Origin of the sequence: Shewanella sp. MR-4 (assembly GCF_000014685.1) — a bacterium.
In the GTDB taxonomy this organism is placed as follows: Bacteria; Pseudomonadota; Gammaproteobacteria; order Enterobacterales; family Shewanellaceae; genus Shewanella.
Genome location: NC_008321.1, coordinates 2083330 through 2098946, shown reverse-complemented (window position 1 = coordinate 2098946; position 15617 = coordinate 2083330). Strand labels below are relative to the sequence as shown.

Sequence of the window (15617 nt, the reverse complement as noted above, 5' to 3'; positions counted from 1 at the left end):
GATTGACGGAACAAGCCATGATTAAACTGCACCAAATGCAAGATGTCATCAATTTATTTGATGGCATTAAAGCTGAGGCGCAATTACCCGCACAATACTACGAATGCTCACGTTATATTTCTTGGTCTGAATTTGATGCAATGCAAGTATATGAACTTGATTTTGAACCATATTTAACTATTGCCGCCACCTGTGATATGCGTTTTTTTACCCTGCATCAGAGTCAACACCGCTTATACCTTGCTCATTGCAATTATGCTGGTCACGCACCGCGATGGGAGGCTCGCCCCATCACCTTATCGCAACTGACGGATACCGCGTTAATGACCAAGCTGATGCAAGACCACGCCTATCAATTAGGACTCAATATCAACCTCGATTTGGATTACCCAGTCTAGTCTCACTGTGTTCGCCTGAAATGAATTGTACTAGACTGATTATCACCAAAGTCTTTGGCCGCTGATAAAGGAAGCAAGGTTTGAAGGCACAAGCACAGGATCACAATCAAGTCACAGTGGCGACCTTTGATAAATATGCCAAACAGTATCAGGACAAATACTTGGAATTTGCCCCATACACTCAAACCTATGAAAGCCTCCTCGGCTATCTCACCGAACATAGCCGCCTACTGGATATCAGTTGTGGACCAGGCAATATCAGTCGCTATTTAGTCGCGAAGGAACCTAGATTAACGGTCTTTGGTATCGACCTCGCTCCGCAAATGATTGCACTCGCGAAACAAAATATCCCCTCGGGCCATTTTGAAGTCGCAGCTGGCCTTGCCGATGTCGGAAATGGTGTCAGCCAGTTTGTGGCCATGGTTGAGCAGCTTAGACCCTAATATAGGGTAATGAATTGTCGAGTACATTTAATTTACAATTGGTTAGCAGCTCCTAAATGGGCGAACATTTGCGATTAATGGGTAAAACTATGCGAAATCGCACTATGCCTTTGTTACAATGCCGTCGTCTGAATGTTCTCAGACACTAACATTGAACAGTATGGAGCCTATGTCTAGAACGCCAACCTATTCGCCCGCGAATACCCTTGTGGTACTCGATTTTGAAACTTCGGGGCTCTCACCCAATCAAGGGGCGCGCGCCATTGAGATTGGTGCAGTGTTGATTGAACAAGGGCAAATTACCGCGCGCTTTTCAGAATTAATGAATCCTGGTTTTCGGATAAACAGTTTTATCGAAGATTACACCGGGATCAGCAATCAAATGCTCGCCCATGCTGCGCCCTGCGCCGAGGTGATGGCACGTTTTGCCGCGTTTATCGGTAAACATCATCTGGTGGCCCATAATGCGGCTTTCGATCAACGTTTTCTGGATGCCGAATTTGCCCAGATAGGCCACCACTACCCCGGTCAATTTGGCTGCTCACTCCTGCTGGCAAGACGGCTATACCCTGAGGCTATCAATCATCAATTGGCAACCCTAGTGCGCCATAAGCAGCTACCAAGCGATGGCACCTTTCACCGTGCCTTGGCGGACGCGGAAATGACGGGGCATTTATGGCTGCGCATGCTGGCCGATCTTAAACAAGGGTATGCGATTACTGAGCCGCCCTTTAGCCTGATGCAGAAAATCATGACCAAGACTAAGGCCGAGGTGCCTAAGTTTTTGCGCCAGTACGCCAGGGGCTAGTCCCTCACCGATTCAGTTTAGGCTCCTATCTGACACGCTTAGAAAAGTGTCCAAGAAAAAGCCGAGTGTTTGTTAACACTCGGCTTAGTGATTAAATCAAACTGGATGCGACTCAAGCGAGCGGCGTATGATCAATCCCGCAGGAGCTGCGTACCACTAAGGTCGTTGGGATTAATTGCGGGGTCACCGCTTGACCACGAATAAGCTTTAGTAGGCTTTCCACTAAGATTTCCCCCGCTAATTGGGTATTTTGCTTAATCGTGGTCAGCGGTGGATTGGCAAAACTCGCCACCGGAATATCATCGTATCCCACCACAGCGACTTGCTCGGGTACCAAGATCCCCTTCTCTTTTAAGGCGCGAATCGCACCGATGGCGATTAAATCACTGGCGGCAAAAATCGCATCAACACTCAGTCCGCTCTCAAGCAGCGCCATCGCCGCATCATAACCGGCACTTTCGGTGCTAATGGCCGAGATTTGTCTTGCGGCCACCACGGGTAATCCTGCGGTTTCCAGCGCTTTGACATGGCCTAGATATCTGTCCCTAAACTCGGGACTATGGCTCGACGCATCCCCTAAAAAGGCAAAGGCTTTACGACCAAGGGAAATAAGATGTTCAGTGGCAATCAAACCACCTTGATGATTATCGCAGCCGATGGATAGCACGGATTTATTGTTATGCTCCGCGCCCCAAATCACAAAGTGGGTGTTCTGTGCCAGCAATTTTTCGAGCTTTTGCTCGTAATCCATATAGTCGCCGTAACCCAGTAAGATAATGCCATCGGCTTTATTGCTGTCTTCGTAATCGGCATGCCAATCGCTGGAAAGCTGTTGAAATGACACCAGTAAATCATAACCTTGTTGCGCCGTCGCCCGTGTAATCGAGCCTAGCATCGACAGAAAAAACGGGTTGATCAGTGAGTCATCATTGGTGGGGTCTTCACACAACAACAGGGCTAAGGTATGGCTGTTTTGGGTGCGCAGGTTACTGGCGTTTTTATCGACTTTGTAATTGAGTTCCTTGGCAATCGCTTGGATCCGCTGACGGGTTTCTAAATTGACTAACGGACTATTTCTCAAGGCTCGGGAAACCGTAGACTGGGATACACCAGCACGATAAGCAATATCGATTGAGGTCGCTTTCGATGCCATAGCAAGGTCACCATAATTATTATTTTGTGGCGATACTAAAACAGTTCGAATGACTTGTATAGCCGAAGGGTTTACAACTGACTAACAAGTTAGCAGAGATAAAAACTTTGCTGGAGAACTCTCCAACGGCTGTACAACAAACGGTCTATTTCCCAACACTAACAATGTGGTATCGATACAAACACAGGTTGTACCGATACGCTACAGATGAAAATAAAAGGTTAAATGCCTAACTCATCGAGCAAATCATCGGCATCCATACTGGCATGCTGTTGACTGATCGCAGGTTTATCAGCCATACGGCTCCAAGGTGATGGTGTATCAGAACCTTGATTGCCATTGGCACCAACACCATGCTGCTCGAGTAAGCTGTCGGGATCGAACTCTTCGTCGAATTCAAACTCATCCAGCTTGATAAACTCAGTCTTATCCATGGCAAATTCGAGGTAGAAAATATGATTATTTTCAGTTTTAAAGGACACGCGTCTGGCGACGGCATCGTCTAAGTTTGCATCGATTGAAATCGTCAACTCTTTGTTTATCGTTAACATTTTTGGCTGACTTTGACTAATGGAGGTTTGCAGTTCCTTAGAAATCTTATTGATAAAGTCACCCAAGATTTGGTTCATCAACTCACCCATCACGTTACCCACTTCATCGGAAGTGTGGGAGAAGGCAAGCTCTTCCTCCGGCATCCCCATATTGAGCATATAACGGCGGTAAATTTCGATGGCCGCTGGGGCAGAAAAGTTGATCACGACCAACCCCGAAAAGCCACCATCAAAAATCGAAAAACAGCCTAAATCAGGCTTTAAGCGGGTACGGGCAATGCTCTGCACCATGCCCGCGTGGCTCACATGGCTGGCACTGGTGCTGGATAACACGTGGGCAACTGAGTGACATAACTTCAATAGAATGTCATCAGAAGTCACAATAGTATTTGTAGTCATAATCGATTCTCAAACTTAACAGTTGATTAATCTTGCGCGTAAAAGAGTAAAAAATCAAAACTAAAACAACGAATTAGAAACGCACCGTTCAAAAAACTCAATTCAATATGCTTAACCTGTTGAATTTCATAATGACTTCGCACAATTCTCGCCATTATGGCGCTTCAAAAATCACAGATTAGCGATAAAATCATCGATTGGACACAAGGCTCAACAATATTCTGCTGAAGATCAAAGAAATCCAACATTCTTAACGAGTTTACGCGAAATTTAACCTCACACGATTCATTTGATACGGATTCGCAGGTATATTGGACATCATTCTTTTTGCGCCTTAAGGAACACAAATGATCACATTCTTGCGCCGATTCACCATCCTGCAACGACTCATGCTGATGTTAGTGATGGCAGCCATTGGTACAGTTTGTTTTGCGAGTTTCTCCATAAAGGAGCAATACAGCAATCTTATTGAGCAAAAGTGGTTACAAATCGATGGCCAGCTCGGCAGCATACTGAGCGTAATTGATGTGTATCGACAGGATGCCGTAAACGGCAAACTAACAGAGCAAGAAGCGCAACAAGCGGCGGCAAAACTGATTGATCAGACCCGCTATGCTGGTGTTGGCTACTTTATTGTGATCGATGATAACAACCAAATCTTGGCCCATGGCGAAAACCCAAACATGATTGGTACCTCGGCGCAAAATTTTAAGCTGCCCAATGGCACCAATCCGCTTATGACCATGCTGTCTCAAGCACGGCAACAGGGTAAGGCCACCTTGGAATATCCCATTGCCAATCCAATTTCTAAAGTCGTTGAAGATAAACTCGCCGAAGCCCGCTATTACCCAGAATGGGGCTGGACTGTATTCACCGGCGCTTACCTGAGTGATGTAAGAGAGAGCCTAGATAGCGTGATTATCGATTATTTGATTATCATGTTTTTAATATCTGTGCCTATTTTTGCCTTCTTCCTGGTTTTAAATCACTCGATCACCTCTCCCTTGAACGATGCCATTAATGCCCTTGAGGATATTTCACAAGGTGAAGGCGACTTAAGCCAGCGCTTAACCACGCAGGGCAAAGACGAAGTAGCACACCTTGCCCACGCCTTTAACTTGTTTGCCCAGAAAATTGGCGACATGGTGGGACATTTACAGCCTCTTGGCCATTCTCTCGATAATGATGCTAAACAGTTAATGCTGGCCGTCGAAGAATCTAACCAAAGCGCCGAGCACATCCACCGTGAAACCGGTAGCGTGGCGACCGCAGTAAATCAAATGCTTTCGACCACCCATGAGATGGCAAGCAACACCCAGCAGGCTGCCGATGCCGCTAACAGCGTGAAAAATCAGGCTCAGCAAAGCCAAGCTGTGATTGATGATACTGTGCGTGATACTGAAAAATTGGTGCAAGAGCTCAAGGCATCAGAAGTCATTACCCAAAAACTCGGACAATCCTCGGCGCAAATTGGCAGCATCCTCGATGTGATCCGCTCCATTGCCGAACAAACAAATCTGTTAGCGCTCAATGCCGCCATTGAGGCCGCCCGCGCCGGCAGTCATGGCCGCGGTTTTGCCGTAGTCGCCGATGAAGTGCGCGCACTGGCGAATCGCACCCAAGATTCAACCAACGAAATCCAAAAAATCATCTCGGATATTCAAATGGGCGTAAACTCTGTGATGAAGAGTAATAGTCAAACACAGACTCAATCCGATGAATTACAAGCTAAAGCCCGTGAAGCAGGTAACGCTATGGCGGCAATTTTGCAGCTTATCGCCCATATCAGCGATATGAACACTCAGTTAGCCAGTGCGACCGAAGAGCAGTCTCTGGTTACAGAGGAGATCAACCGTAATATTTGTAATATTTCAGAATTAACGGAAGTGTCAGTCAAAGCCAATGAGAGTAATAGCCGTGCTGCACAGTCCTTACAGGATATCAGTCAGGATATGTCGTGCACCTTAGGCCAATTCAAAATTTAATCCATCGAGATAAAGCCACCCTCACATTTAAAGAGGACGTATTAGTACGTCCTCTTTTAGTTTAAAATACTGTCACTCAAGGGGCGAATGCCTGCTATCTAGGTGGATATTCATACTATAAGCTAGGATGTGGCTTTGCCCTAAGCCCTTGTTGCCGATTGAGGAACGCCCATGCGCATGACCTTAGCCGTTCATACACGGCAGTATACAATCCACAGTTTCAGCCCTAATGCCCAACTACCGAGCGAGGTCTTTGCCGAGGAACTCTACTTTATAGGCAAAACGGAGGAAGGACTGACTGTGGTGGTGTCTAGCGAACTTGAGCTCGACAGTTTAGAGCAAGAAGCCCATTGGTGCTGTTTTGAAGTCTTAGGCCCGCTGGGATTTTCGATGACAGGCATTTTATCGAAAATTTCCGGTACCTTAGCAGATGTGCAGATCAGTATTTTTGCCCTTTCCACCTTCGATACCGACTATATTTTGGTAAAGAAAAATTGTCTCCAAAGCGCCATTGCCGCCTTAAAAAAGGCGGGTTACAAGATTATTGAGTCGAACGAAGCGCCATAATATTGATAAAGAGTTAAGCCACTATGTACGAAAAATCTGTCACTATCACCGCAAAACATGGTATTCATACCCGCCCTGCCGCCCTGTTAGTGAAAGAAGCGAAAACTTTCAACTGCGATGTATTAGTTGAATGCAATGGCAAGCAGGCCAGCGCCAAAAGCTTATTTAAATTGCAAACATTAGGTCTGTATCATGGCGTGACCGTGAGGGTGTTTGCCGAGGGTGAGCAGGCGCAGGAAGCGGTTGAGAAAGTCTCGGAACTGCTCATTACCTTAAGTTAAACTGCATCTTAGTCAGCTTGATAGGAACGAATATGTCGATTACGGGGATCATAGTGTCATCGGGGATTGCCTTCGGACAGGCACTCCACCTTACCCACGCCGAACATCACCTCGATTATCGCCCTATTCCCCTTTCACGGCTCCCGCAGCAACAGACTAAATTTGTAAAAGCCCTGCAGGCGCTGCAGCAACAACTCAACCACAGCCAAACAAAGCTCGATCCACAAAGTGAAAACTATCAATTAATTGAAGCCGATTTATTATTGCTTGAGGACGAGGAGCTTATCGCTCAAGTAAAGGAAGCGATCCGCACCTTACAACTGTCAGCAAGCGTGGCAGTTGAGCGGGTCTTCGCCCACCAAGCCAACGAGCTTGAATCCTTAGACGATCCTTATCTTGCCAATCGAGCCCAAGATGTGCGTTGTCTTGGGCAGCGCTTAGTCTCGGCCATCAACGGACGATTAGATCAAGGTTTAGCGCAGCTGACAGAGCCGACGATTCTTTTAGCTCAAGATCTGACTCCCGCCGAATTTGCCCTACTCCCCAAGGAGCAGATCAGCGGCATAGTGCTCAAAACTGGTGGGTTAACCAGTCATACGGCAATTTTAGCCCGTGCGGCGGGGATCCCCGCCATTCTCAACTGTCAGTTCGATGCCGAGTTTATTCCCAATGGCACCCCCTTGGTACTCGATGCCTTAAGCGGTGAGCTTTTTGTTAATCCTGCCCCCGAGCAGCAGGCTCGCTTAACCGTTACATTGCACCATGAACAAGCTAGACGTGCCGCCCTACAGACTTACCGTGATGTGCCAGCCAAGACTCAGGATGGACACCTCGTAGGCCTTATGGCTAACGTGGGCAACTTAAACGATATCACCCATGTTAGCGATGTCGGTGCCGATGGTATTGGTCTATTTCGTACCGAGTTTATGTTGATGCACACCAGCACATTGCCGGATGAGAAAGCCCAATACAATCTCTACTGTGAAGCCTTGCATGCATTAGGCGGTAAAACTTTTACGATCAGAACCTTAGATATTGGTGCCGACAAAGAGCTACCCTGCCTCTGTCAGGAGGTCGAGGATAATCCCGCCCTGGGCCTACGCGGAGTTAGATACACCCTCGCGCATCCAGAGCTGTTTAAGACCCAGCTTAGGGCGATTTTACGGGCGGCCAACCATGGTCCCATTCGACTTATGTTTCCTATGGTGAATCAGGTCGAGGAGCTCGATCAGATTTTTGCCCTCATCGCCGAGTGCCAAGATGCCCTCGAAGAGGAAGAAAAAGGTTTTGGAGAGCTCAGTTACGGCATAGTGGTCGAAACCCCCGCCGCAGTGATGAATCTTGCCTCCATGCTGCCAAGGTTAGATTTTGTGAGCATAGGCACCAATGACTTAACCCAATATGCCATGGCGGCGGATCGCACCAATCCGCAATTGACACGGGATTATCCTTCCCTGTCACCAGCAATTTTAGGGCTCATCAAGATGACCGTCGAGCAAGCCAAAGCCGCCGGGGTCAAAGTGTCACTGTGTGGCGAACTTGCCAGCTCGCCACAGATGGTCCCCCTCCTTATCGGCATGGGGCTCGATGAACTCAGCGTGAACTTAAGTGCGTTATTGGAGGTGAAAGCCGCCGTTTGCCAAGGGCAATTGGCGAAATTTTCTGCGTTAGCGCACACCGCCATGCAACAGAATAGAATTTCAGAACTACAGCAGTGTATAACAAACTATAAATAATACATTTTATTGGTTATGCTGCTTTACAGACGAAAAAGATAACAACAAAAACAAGCGAAGGGGCACAGGATAATGGGATTTTTAAGCCGAATAAGGCGATTGGTATCGGGACAACCACAACTGGCTGGCGGCATTATGGTTTACGCCCCAGTGAACGGGGAAATTGTGGCCATTGAAAAGGTCCCCGATGTGGTGTTTGCAGAGAAAATTGTCGGTGATGGTATCGCCATTGCACCAAAGGGAGACACGATTGTCGCCCCAATCGACGGCACCATAGGTAAGATTTTTGAGACGAATCATGCTTTTAGTATCGAATCGCCACAGGGATTAGAGCTTTTCGTGCACTTTGGCGTAGGAACCGTTGAGCTAAGGGGCCGAGGTTTTAGCCGTTTGGCGGAGGAAGGCCAAGAGGTCAAAGTGGGCGATCCTATTCTGTCTTTCGATATTGATTACTTAAAAGATCAAGTCGATAGCCTACTCACTCCCGTTGTGCTGGCCAATATGGAAGATGTGAAATACTTAGATAAGGCTCAAGGTAGCGTCACCGCAGGTAAAGACGCGATTTTTACCGTCCAGCTTTAACCGTTTTACCCCATTATATTGGCCCGCTTACGCCCCATGCACTGGCAGCGCCCCTGCTGCCAGTTAGCTCTCCTGGTAACACCAGCATCCCGTATTCTTGATTGAAACTGACTTTGCTTTGCAGCTTTTACAAGCTCGGCAAGCGGTATTAGTAAGCCGTGATAAGGATAGACTCGTCATCCTCTGTCAGCGGCAATTGCCCCAGTTGCATCAGCTTACGTCTTAGTTCTGCAAGTTCGGCAGCAAATAGAAGCACACTTGCTTGGTTTGAACTTTGCGTCTCGGCGGCGGGAAATGTATCCTTCACAATACGCAGCGCCGCAATATCTTTATAGGAGATGGTCTTACGGACAAACACAAAATCCCGAGTATCAATTTGGCTAATCACTTGATGAGCGGCTTCATAATCCATTGGGAAATCAGCGTCTCCCACGAGGTGTAGTTGCAGATAAACCCGAAGCGCGGCCAAGATACTCAAACATTCTCGCCACTTCGTATTATTCATATTCATCCTTGAAACGCTCCTGCTTGCAGCTCTTTGGATTGGCAATCGTTTTTTGTTGTGCTCGACACTCTGCTCAATCCTGTGTGAACAGTATTAGCCTTTAGCGGATTGACGAGTGAGCGGCCGCTCCTCAAGGTGAGCCACAATAAACACCAGAAACCGAAACAGTGATTTAATCTTAAGATCGTAATTGTTATCGGGTTTTGCCGACGCGAGTTTCTGTAAGGATTTGATTTTTGAGTAGGCATTTTCCACCAGCTCGGCATTCTCTTTGCCCACATACTTAGCAAACTCGGCAAATTCACCGATAAATTTCAGTGTCACTTTACGGTGATTCAGGCTGGCCAGTGACAAACCTTCTTTTAGTTTGGCCTCAAAAAGTGTGCACTCAAGCCCTTGAATTATCGCCTGTTGTGGTAAATCACTGCTCAAGGCATCGGCGAGAAAACCTAAATTAGCCTTTAACTCGAAGCTGATGGCCTGCTTGCCCGCCGACGATTGTTGCCAGCGGCTGCGCTCCTTATCAAAAATGTCGTATAACTCTTTCCAAATACTCATGCCCTGTCCCTGCTGCAAGGTCTGGCTCAGCCAGTCTTTGCCTAAATTCGATTCTATTTAGGCAAATTTATCATAGGGTTAAACAGGCTAACACTGTTACTGAGACATTTAGTAAAAAAATGGCCCGAACATGTCGGGCCATAATGGTCATTCGTTGAGCACGCACGCACGCGCTCAAGAGCTCAGCTAACACTTTATTGCTTAGCCTTGTTCTTTTCAGCCGATTGCTGGCGCAGTGCTTCTTTCTTTTGACGACGAGCTTCAATCACTTGATTCACATCACTACCAATGTGTGCTTCGTTACGTGATTTCGCTAAGTTTACTTGGCGCTCACGTTCAACGAAACGCTTACGCTGCTCGTCTGAAATCTTATCGATACAATGTGGGCAGCTAACACCTTGCACATAGGCTGGACTTAATTTTTCGGCTTCAGTGATCGGCATACGACAAGCATTACATTGATCGTATTGGCCTTTCTTCAAATCATGGTCAACGGCGACGCGGTTATCGAAGACGAAACATTCGCCTTCCCACAGGCTTTCTTCCTGTTTTACCTCTTCGAGGTATTTAAGGATGCCACCTTCGAGGTGATAAACTTCTTCAAAGCCTTGCTCTTTTAAATAAGCGGTCGATTTTTCGCAGCGAATACCGCCAGTACAGAACATCGCGACTTTTTTATGCTTGGCAGGATCGAGATTCTGCTTCACATAATCAGGGAATTCTCTGAAGGTTTCGGTCACTGGGTTAATGGCATTTTTAAAGGTGCCGATTTGCACTTCATAGTCGTTGCGGGTATCCACTAGGATGACTTCAGGATCGGAAATCAGCGCGTTCCAGTCCTGTGGTTTTACATAGGTGCCGACCACTTTAAGCGGATCGATACCCTCGACGCCCATGGTGACGATTTCTTTTTTCAGCTTCACCTTAGTGCGGTAGAAAGGCATTTCGTCGTCAAAAGATAACTTGTAAACGATGTTTTCAAGGCCATTTTGGTTATTCAGCCAAGCCAGCAGTGCGTCGATAGCCGCTTGAGTGCCGGCCACAGTGCCGTTAATCCCCTCACTTGCCAGCAACAATGTGCCTTTAATCTCGGCCTGTTCCATCATGGACAGGAGTGGCTCACGCAGCGACTCAAAATGCGGTAATGAAACAAACTTATATAAAGCACAAACAACAACGTTAGACATAACACCCTCAACTGCTGGCTGGAACTTAATTTCCAGTGCATTAACCAATAATAACCCTAAGCCTAAGCCGGGTCGCAAAAATAGGCCGAAATTCTACCTGAGTCACAGTCAGATAAACACAGACAAAAACCAAGGTCATTGTTTATTTACAGCTCAAACAGTGGAAAAATCAGTAATAAACGCAGTATTTCTGTTTTAAAGTCACTACTATTGCCGACTTTTCCCCATGTTGTGGCGAAATGACTTTTATTGCCTTAAGGAACAAGCACCATGCCCTTCCCCATACTCTACAGTTTTCGCCGTTGTCCCTATGCCATGCGCGCTCGCCTTGGCCTGTTACTCGGCCAATGCCAAGTGGAAGTGCGGGAAATTACCCTTAAAGCCAAACCCATTGGGATGTTAGCGATTTCTCCTAAAGGTACTGTACCTGTATTGCAGCTCCCTAATGGAGTTGTGATTGCCGAGAGCTTGGATATTATGCGCTGGGCACTGACCAAGACAAATTCGCCAGCGGCGCGGCAGTTACTCGGGGAGACAGCCTCAGAGCAAGCGCTGATCGCAGAACTGATTGCGCAGAATGATCTTGAATTCAAACCTTGGCTGGATAAGTACAAATATGCCGACCGCCACCCTGAGTATTCGCAAGCGGATTATTTCACCAAGGCCAGCGCATTTTTAGAGAGGCTCGAAACGAACCTTAGCCAGCATCCCTATCTTATCGGCCAAGCGTTAAGCCTTGCGGATTTTGCCATTATGCCTTTTATTCGCCAATTTACGGCGGTGGATGCCAAACGGGATCTGAGTGTGGCGTTTCCACGCTTGATGAACTGGTTAACGACGCTGACAAGCAGCGAAATATTTTTGCAAGCAATGGAAAAACATGTGATCTGGCAAGCTGGGAACTCGCCAATTTACTTGTTAGGAACGTCTATAAGTAAATAAGAATTAACGTTTATTCTTGATATACCCAATAGCAATCCGTAAAAAAATCGCGTAAAGTACGTAGCACTTAGGCAAAGTAAATTAAGCATTTTTAACATTTTGTGCTAAATCATCATGATGAATGACAAGGACCAAGGACTTGGACAATACGGACATTAAAATCATTGCGATGTTAATAGGATTAAGCCTACTACATTGCCTCTTCGCTCGTAGAGTATTTAAGAGCCAAGCCAAGCTCAGCACCAATGAAAAATGGTTTTGGTGTTTACTCAGTTTATTGTTAGGCCCCGTCGGTTACTACGCCTACCACGGTTTTATTCCCCTCGATAAATTACAGAAAGACTAAGCAGTTATTTTAAATAACTGCTGGCTCTAAAATCACCATTTCGACTCGTATGACAGAGATAAAAAAGCGCGGGCCATGCCGCGCTTTGTCGTTACTCTCTGTCTAGTCCTGAAATACGTTGACATAAAGAGGACTTCTTTATGACAACATCAATTAACTCAAGCCGTAAGCGCACACAACGAGATTACACCTTAGCCTTTAAATTAGGCGTTGTAGAGCGTGTTGAAAAAGGCGAAATGACGTACAAACAAGCCCAAGCCCGTTTTGGTATTCAAGGCCGTTCAACGGTACTCGTTTGGCTTAGAAAACATGGTAGACTCGATTGGTCGAAACCTTTTCAGCATCCCCTTATGCCTAAGTCAAAAGAAACCCCTGCCGAAACTATCAAGCGCCTTGAACGTGAGTTAGCAGAAGAGAAACTGCGTAACAAAATCCTCAATGGTATGGTTGATATCATGGACAATGAATATGGAGCAGGCCTCAGAAAAAAGTACTTATCCGGTACGTCTGGCAAGCAAAAAGCAACGGCGAAATAAACCTCGCTGCCGCATGTCGTGCTGCGGGTATGTCGAGGCAAGGTATTTATCAGGCAGTTGCTCGAATGGAAAGTCGTAGAGCTGAGCTATCGGTCATCCAAGACTGGGTCCAGTACTGGCGTAAATATATGCCAAGGTTAGGGGCCCGTAAGCTCTACACGTTGATAAAATCCAGGCTGGTTGAGCACGATATTAAACTCGGGCGAGATGGGTTCTTTACCTATTTGAGAAGTGAAGGTTTACTGGTTAAATCGAAGAAAAGCTACACAAAAACCACGTTCAGCAAACACTGGATGAAGAAGCATCCTAATCTGCTGAAAGAGGAAGGACTGCATGATGCAGGGCATGTACTGGTCAGTGATATCACCTATCTTGAGTCAGACCAAGGTGTGCACTACCTGTCACTGGTCACCGATGCCAGTTCTCGTAAGATAGTCGGTCATCACGTGAGTAAAGACATGAAAGCCGAGAGTGTGGTGAAAGCGTTAAAAATGGCCATAAAAGATAAACGCTATATCGGCAACGCAGTGCATCACTCAGACAGAGGCTTACAATACTGCTCAGCAGTTTATCAGAATGCGCTTCAGGCGAGCCAAATCCAGCCATCAATGACGGATGGTTATGATTGCTACCAAAATGCATTAGCAGAAAGAGTGAATGGCATACTGAAGCAGGAGTTTTTACTGCACCGATGTAGGACATTTGCGGAGCTGAAGATACTTGTTAGAGAATCGATAGCAATATACAACGATATGAGACCGCATCTGAGTTTGAATATGGCAACCCCTAATCAGGTGCACAATAGAAAAGGCCAGCTACTGGAGCTGGCCTAAAAACTGTCAACCTATCTTAGGACGGGACACTCGAAGCCAAAATACGTAATTACAAATGACTGTGTAGTAGCACATCATCCTCGGGCGCTTTTTTGATCACCGGCGCCTGGCCTTCGGCTAACGCTTGCTTGTAGCTTTGGTTCATTTTTAGCGCCAGATATAAATCGGGTCGGATCAAAATACCGCCCTCACCAGACTGCATTCCCGCCTGTTCAAACCAGCCGAGCATCTGCCGCTTACGCCCTGCTAACACTAAACGTATGCCGCGCTTCTTCAATAATTGATGCAAATCCGCAAGCATGGCCATCACACTCAAATCTAAGTGAGTAAAACACGGGACGGCATCGATGATAATGCAATCCACGGGCTCAGGCTCACGGATAAACTTCTCCAGTAAGCGGCGCTTAAAGTAAGTGGCGTTGAAGTAGGTTAACGGCGAGTTGAAACGATAAATAAACACGCCGGGCACAGATTTGGCCTTACCCGAATCATCCACACTGCGAATAACCCCTTTTTGGTCAAGCCCAAGCACTTGGTCGGTTGGGCGCATCACTGTGGCTAAAAACTGGAATAGGCCCAGCAATACCGCCAAGGTGATACCAGGGATCACCCCGATAAACAGCACAGAAAACAAAGTCGTACAGGCGAGTAAAAAGGCGGAGCGGTCTCTTACGCGCAGGTTCCACAGCGCCTTTAGATCAATCAATGAAATCGAAGCGATCACCAATACAACGCCGAGCGCAGAACTGGGGATATATTTGAGCGGTGCGGTAAAAAACAGTGCGACTAATGCAATCAAAACCGCCGCGATGATGGACACCAACTGGCTCTTACCGCCGTTAGCATCGTTAACCGCAGTGCGCGAATCGGCGCCGCTGACCGCAAAACCTTGGGATAAGGCAGAAGCGATGTTCGCGATCCCTAAGGCGCGAAACTCTTTATCTGCATCGATATCGTAACCGTTTTTTGCTGCAAAACTGCGCGCTGTCAGCATCATACTGACAAAGCTCACCATGGCTAAGTTGAGTGCAGGCACCACCAATTCACGGGCAATACCGAGATCGAATGCTGGCGCTTGGAACGAGGGTAAACCAGCGCTCACCTCACCCACCACATTGATATCAAAACTGGTTAAGTTAAAGGCCCACACTAAAAATGCTGCCATCGCCATCGCACACATAGAGGCGGGCCACAGAGGGCGATAACGTTTTACCAACGCATAGGTCGCTAAGGTCACAACCCCCATCAATAACGTGGGCCAGTGAGTCTTGGTCAAATAGGATGGCGCACCAGTTAATCGCTCAATTAAATAACGCTCATCGAAGGTGAAACCAAAAATTTTCGAGAATTGACCGACAATAATGGTGATAGCCACACCATTGAGCAGCCCCATCAGGATAGGTTTTGATAAAAAGTCTGCTAATACCCCAAGGCGGAAACGACTGGCGATTAAACACCAAAAACCGGTCATCGCCGTCATGGTCATTACCAGTTGCCAGTGCTTCATGCTGTCACCCGCGGCAAGCGGCGTCACCACGGCGGCAATCACTGCGCAGGTGGCGGCATCGGGTCCAACAATTAATTGTCTAGAAGTGCCAAACAGTGCATACACCAACATGGGCAGCACACAGGAGTATAAACCGACAGCGGCATTGACCCCGGTCAATTGGGCGTAGGCAATGGCAACGGGTAAAGCGACCGCCGCCACGGATAATCCCGCCCTCACATCATCCCTGATCCATTGCTTCTCATACTGCAGCATCTGCGCCAAGCCGGGCATTAACGATACTAAACTGGGAAACTTCAC

Annotated in this window: 17 protein-coding genes; 11 read left to right on the top strand and 6 right to left on the bottom strand. The window is 47.1% G+C overall.

Annotated features, from left to right (window positions below; translation table 11 throughout):
* Positions 1-17: 17 nt before the first annotated feature.
* The 3 genes from SHEWMR4_RS09355 to SHEWMR4_RS09345 all read left to right on the top strand — a co-directional run bounded on the left by SHEWMR4_RS09355 (position 18) and on the right by SHEWMR4_RS09345 (position 1649).
* A complete protein-coding gene (locus SHEWMR4_RS09355; RefSeq protein WP_011622543.1) occupies positions 18-398 on the top strand; it encodes a hypothetical protein in 381 nt (126 codons plus the stop codon).
* A gap of 80 nt (positions 399-478) precedes the next feature.
* Positions 479-841, top strand: coding sequence for a class I SAM-dependent methyltransferase (locus SHEWMR4_RS09350; RefSeq protein WP_011622542.1), 363 nt, complete (start codon positions 479-481; stop codon positions 839-841).
* 169 nt (positions 842-1010) lie between these two features.
* Entirely contained in the window at positions 1011-1649 is a 639-nt protein-coding gene (locus SHEWMR4_RS09345) for a PolC-type DNA polymerase III (RefSeq protein ID WP_041408762.1), read from the top strand.
* A 112-nt stretch (positions 1650-1761) separates the two neighbouring features.
* On the opposite strand, the gene SHEWMR4_RS09340 is transcribed toward SHEWMR4_RS09345, so the two are convergent.
* Together SHEWMR4_RS09340 and SHEWMR4_RS09335 are read right to left on the bottom strand one after the other, a co-directional pair.
* A complete protein-coding gene (locus SHEWMR4_RS09340) occupies positions 1762-2802 on the bottom strand; it encodes a LacI family DNA-binding transcriptional regulator (protein WP_011622540.1) in 1041 nt (346 codons plus the stop codon).
* Between the two features lie 221 nt (positions 2803-3023).
* Positions 3024-3752, bottom strand: coding sequence for a DUF3334 family protein (locus SHEWMR4_RS09335; protein ID WP_011622539.1), 729 nt, complete (start codon positions 3750-3752; stop codon positions 3024-3026).
* Between the two features lie 347 nt (positions 3753-4099).
* On the opposite strand from SHEWMR4_RS09335, the gene SHEWMR4_RS09330 reads away from it, so the two are divergent.
* The 5 genes from SHEWMR4_RS09330 (at position 4100) to crr (ending at position 8903) form a co-directional block, all read left to right on the top strand.
* Entirely contained in the window at positions 4100-5737 is a 1638-nt protein-coding gene (locus tag SHEWMR4_RS09330; RefSeq protein WP_011622538.1) for a methyl-accepting chemotaxis protein, read from the top strand.
* A gap of 171 nt (positions 5738-5908) precedes the next feature.
* Positions 5909-6304: an ACT domain-containing protein gene (locus tag SHEWMR4_RS09325; protein WP_011622537.1), complete on the top strand. Its 396-nt coding sequence runs from the start codon at positions 5909-5911 to the stop codon at positions 6302-6304.
* A 23-nt stretch (positions 6305-6327) separates the two neighbouring features.
* Positions 6328-6585, top strand: a complete 258-nt coding sequence (locus tag SHEWMR4_RS09320; RefSeq protein ID WP_011622536.1) for an HPr family phosphocarrier protein — start codon at positions 6328-6330, stop codon at positions 6583-6585.
* Between the two features lie 32 nt (positions 6586-6617).
* On the top strand, positions 6618-8321 hold the full coding sequence (ptsP, locus tag SHEWMR4_RS09315) for a phosphoenolpyruvate--protein phosphotransferase (RefSeq protein ID WP_011622535.1): 1704 nt from the start codon (positions 6618-6620) through the stop codon (positions 8319-8321).
* A gap of 72 nt (positions 8322-8393) precedes the next feature.
* Complete coding sequence (gene crr, locus SHEWMR4_RS09310; RefSeq protein ID WP_011622534.1) at positions 8394-8903, top strand: PTS glucose transporter subunit IIA; 510 nt, start codon at positions 8394-8396, stop codon at positions 8901-8903.
* Positions 8904-9051: 148 nt separating this feature from the next.
* Here the strand turns inward: crr and SHEWMR4_RS09305 are convergent, their stop codons facing one another.
* The 3 genes from SHEWMR4_RS09305 to SHEWMR4_RS09295 all read right to left on the bottom strand — a co-directional run bounded on the left by SHEWMR4_RS09305 (position 9052) and on the right by SHEWMR4_RS09295 (position 11153).
* Entirely contained in the window at positions 9052-9408 is a 357-nt protein-coding gene (locus SHEWMR4_RS09305) for a hypothetical protein (protein ID WP_227499237.1), read from the bottom strand.
* Positions 9409-9501: 93 nt separating this feature from the next.
* Positions 9502-9966 (bottom strand): hypothetical protein, encoded by a 465-nt coding sequence (locus tag SHEWMR4_RS09300; RefSeq protein WP_011622532.1) that lies wholly within the window; start codon positions 9964-9966, stop codon positions 9502-9504.
* A gap of 194 nt (positions 9967-10160) precedes the next feature.
* Positions 10161-11153: a rhodanese-related sulfurtransferase gene (locus SHEWMR4_RS09295; RefSeq protein ID WP_011622531.1), complete on the bottom strand. Its 993-nt coding sequence runs from the start codon at positions 11151-11153 to the stop codon at positions 10161-10163.
* A 270-nt stretch (positions 11154-11423) separates the two neighbouring features.
* Between SHEWMR4_RS09295 and SHEWMR4_RS09290 the strand changes: the two genes are divergently transcribed.
* The 3 genes from SHEWMR4_RS09290 to SHEWMR4_RS20750 all read left to right on the top strand — a co-directional run bounded on the left by SHEWMR4_RS09290 (position 11424) and on the right by SHEWMR4_RS20750 (position 13810).
* Positions 11424-12095 (top strand): glutathione S-transferase, encoded by a 672-nt coding sequence (locus SHEWMR4_RS09290; RefSeq protein ID WP_011622530.1) that lies wholly within the window; start codon positions 11424-11426, stop codon positions 12093-12095.
* A 121-nt stretch (positions 12096-12216) separates the two neighbouring features.
* Positions 12217-12441, top strand: a complete 225-nt coding sequence (locus tag SHEWMR4_RS09285) for a hypothetical protein (RefSeq protein ID WP_011622529.1) — start codon at positions 12217-12219, stop codon at positions 12439-12441.
* A gap of 140 nt (positions 12442-12581) precedes the next feature.
* A protein-coding gene (locus SHEWMR4_RS20750; protein ID WP_086022261.1) for an IS3-like element ISShes2 family transposase occupies positions 12582-13810 on the top strand; the annotation gives its coding sequence in 2 pieces (ribosomal slippage) (positions 12582-12933 and positions 12933-13810; 1230 coding nt in all).
* A 49-nt stretch (positions 13811-13859) separates the two neighbouring features.
* Here SHEWMR4_RS20750 and SHEWMR4_RS09270 read toward each other — a convergent pair.
* On the bottom strand, positions 13860-15617 hold the full coding sequence (locus SHEWMR4_RS09270; RefSeq protein ID WP_011622526.1) for a SulP family inorganic anion transporter: 1758 nt from the start codon (positions 15615-15617) through the stop codon (positions 13860-13862).

What these genes read in the sequence shown, in the direction of transcription:
- SHEWMR4_RS09295 (WP_011622531.1), bottom strand. Translation starts at nt 11,153, where the DNA reads ATGTCTAACGTTGTTGTTTGTGCTTTATATAAGTTTGTTTCATTACCG.
- SHEWMR4_RS09340 (WP_011622540.1), bottom strand. Translation starts at nt 2,802, where the DNA reads ATGGCATCGAAAGCGACCTCAATCGATATTGCTTATCGTGCTGGTGTA.
- SHEWMR4_RS09330 (WP_011622538.1), top strand. Translation starts at nt 4,100, where the DNA reads ATGATCACATTCTTGCGCCGATTCACCATCCTGCAACGACTCATGCTG.
- SHEWMR4_RS09335 (WP_011622539.1), bottom strand. Translation starts at nt 3,752, where the DNA reads ATGACTACAAATACTATTGTGACTTCTGATGACATTCTATTGAAGTTA.
- SHEWMR4_RS09285 (WP_011622529.1), top strand. Translation starts at nt 12,217, where the DNA reads ATGACAAGGACCAAGGACTTGGACAATACGGACATTAAAATCATTGCG.
- SHEWMR4_RS09345 (WP_041408762.1), top strand. Translation starts at nt 1,011, where the DNA reads ATGTCTAGAACGCCAACCTATTCGCCCGCGAATACCCTTGTGGTACTC.
- crr (WP_011622534.1), top strand. Translation starts at nt 8,394, where the DNA reads ATGGGATTTTTAAGCCGAATAAGGCGATTGGTATCGGGACAACCACAA.
- SHEWMR4_RS09325 (WP_011622537.1), top strand. Translation starts at nt 5,909, where the DNA reads ATGCGCATGACCTTAGCCGTTCATACACGGCAGTATACAATCCACAGT.
- SHEWMR4_RS09320 (WP_011622536.1), top strand. Translation starts at nt 6,328, where the DNA reads ATGTACGAAAAATCTGTCACTATCACCGCAAAACATGGTATTCATACC.
- SHEWMR4_RS09305 (WP_227499237.1), bottom strand. Translation starts at nt 9,408, where the DNA reads ATGAATAATACGAAGTGGCGAGAATGTTTGAGTATCTTGGCCGCGCTT.
- SHEWMR4_RS09355 (WP_011622543.1), top strand. Translation starts at nt 18, where the DNA reads ATGATTAAACTGCACCAAATGCAAGATGTCATCAATTTATTTGATGGC.
- SHEWMR4_RS09300 (WP_011622532.1), bottom strand. Translation starts at nt 9,966, where the DNA reads ATGAGTATTTGGAAAGAGTTATACGACATTTTTGATAAGGAGCGCAGC.
- ptsP (WP_011622535.1), top strand. Translation starts at nt 6,618, where the DNA reads ATGTCGATTACGGGGATCATAGTGTCATCGGGGATTGCCTTCGGACAG.
- SHEWMR4_RS09290 (WP_011622530.1), top strand. Translation starts at nt 11,424, where the DNA reads ATGCCCTTCCCCATACTCTACAGTTTTCGCCGTTGTCCCTATGCCATG.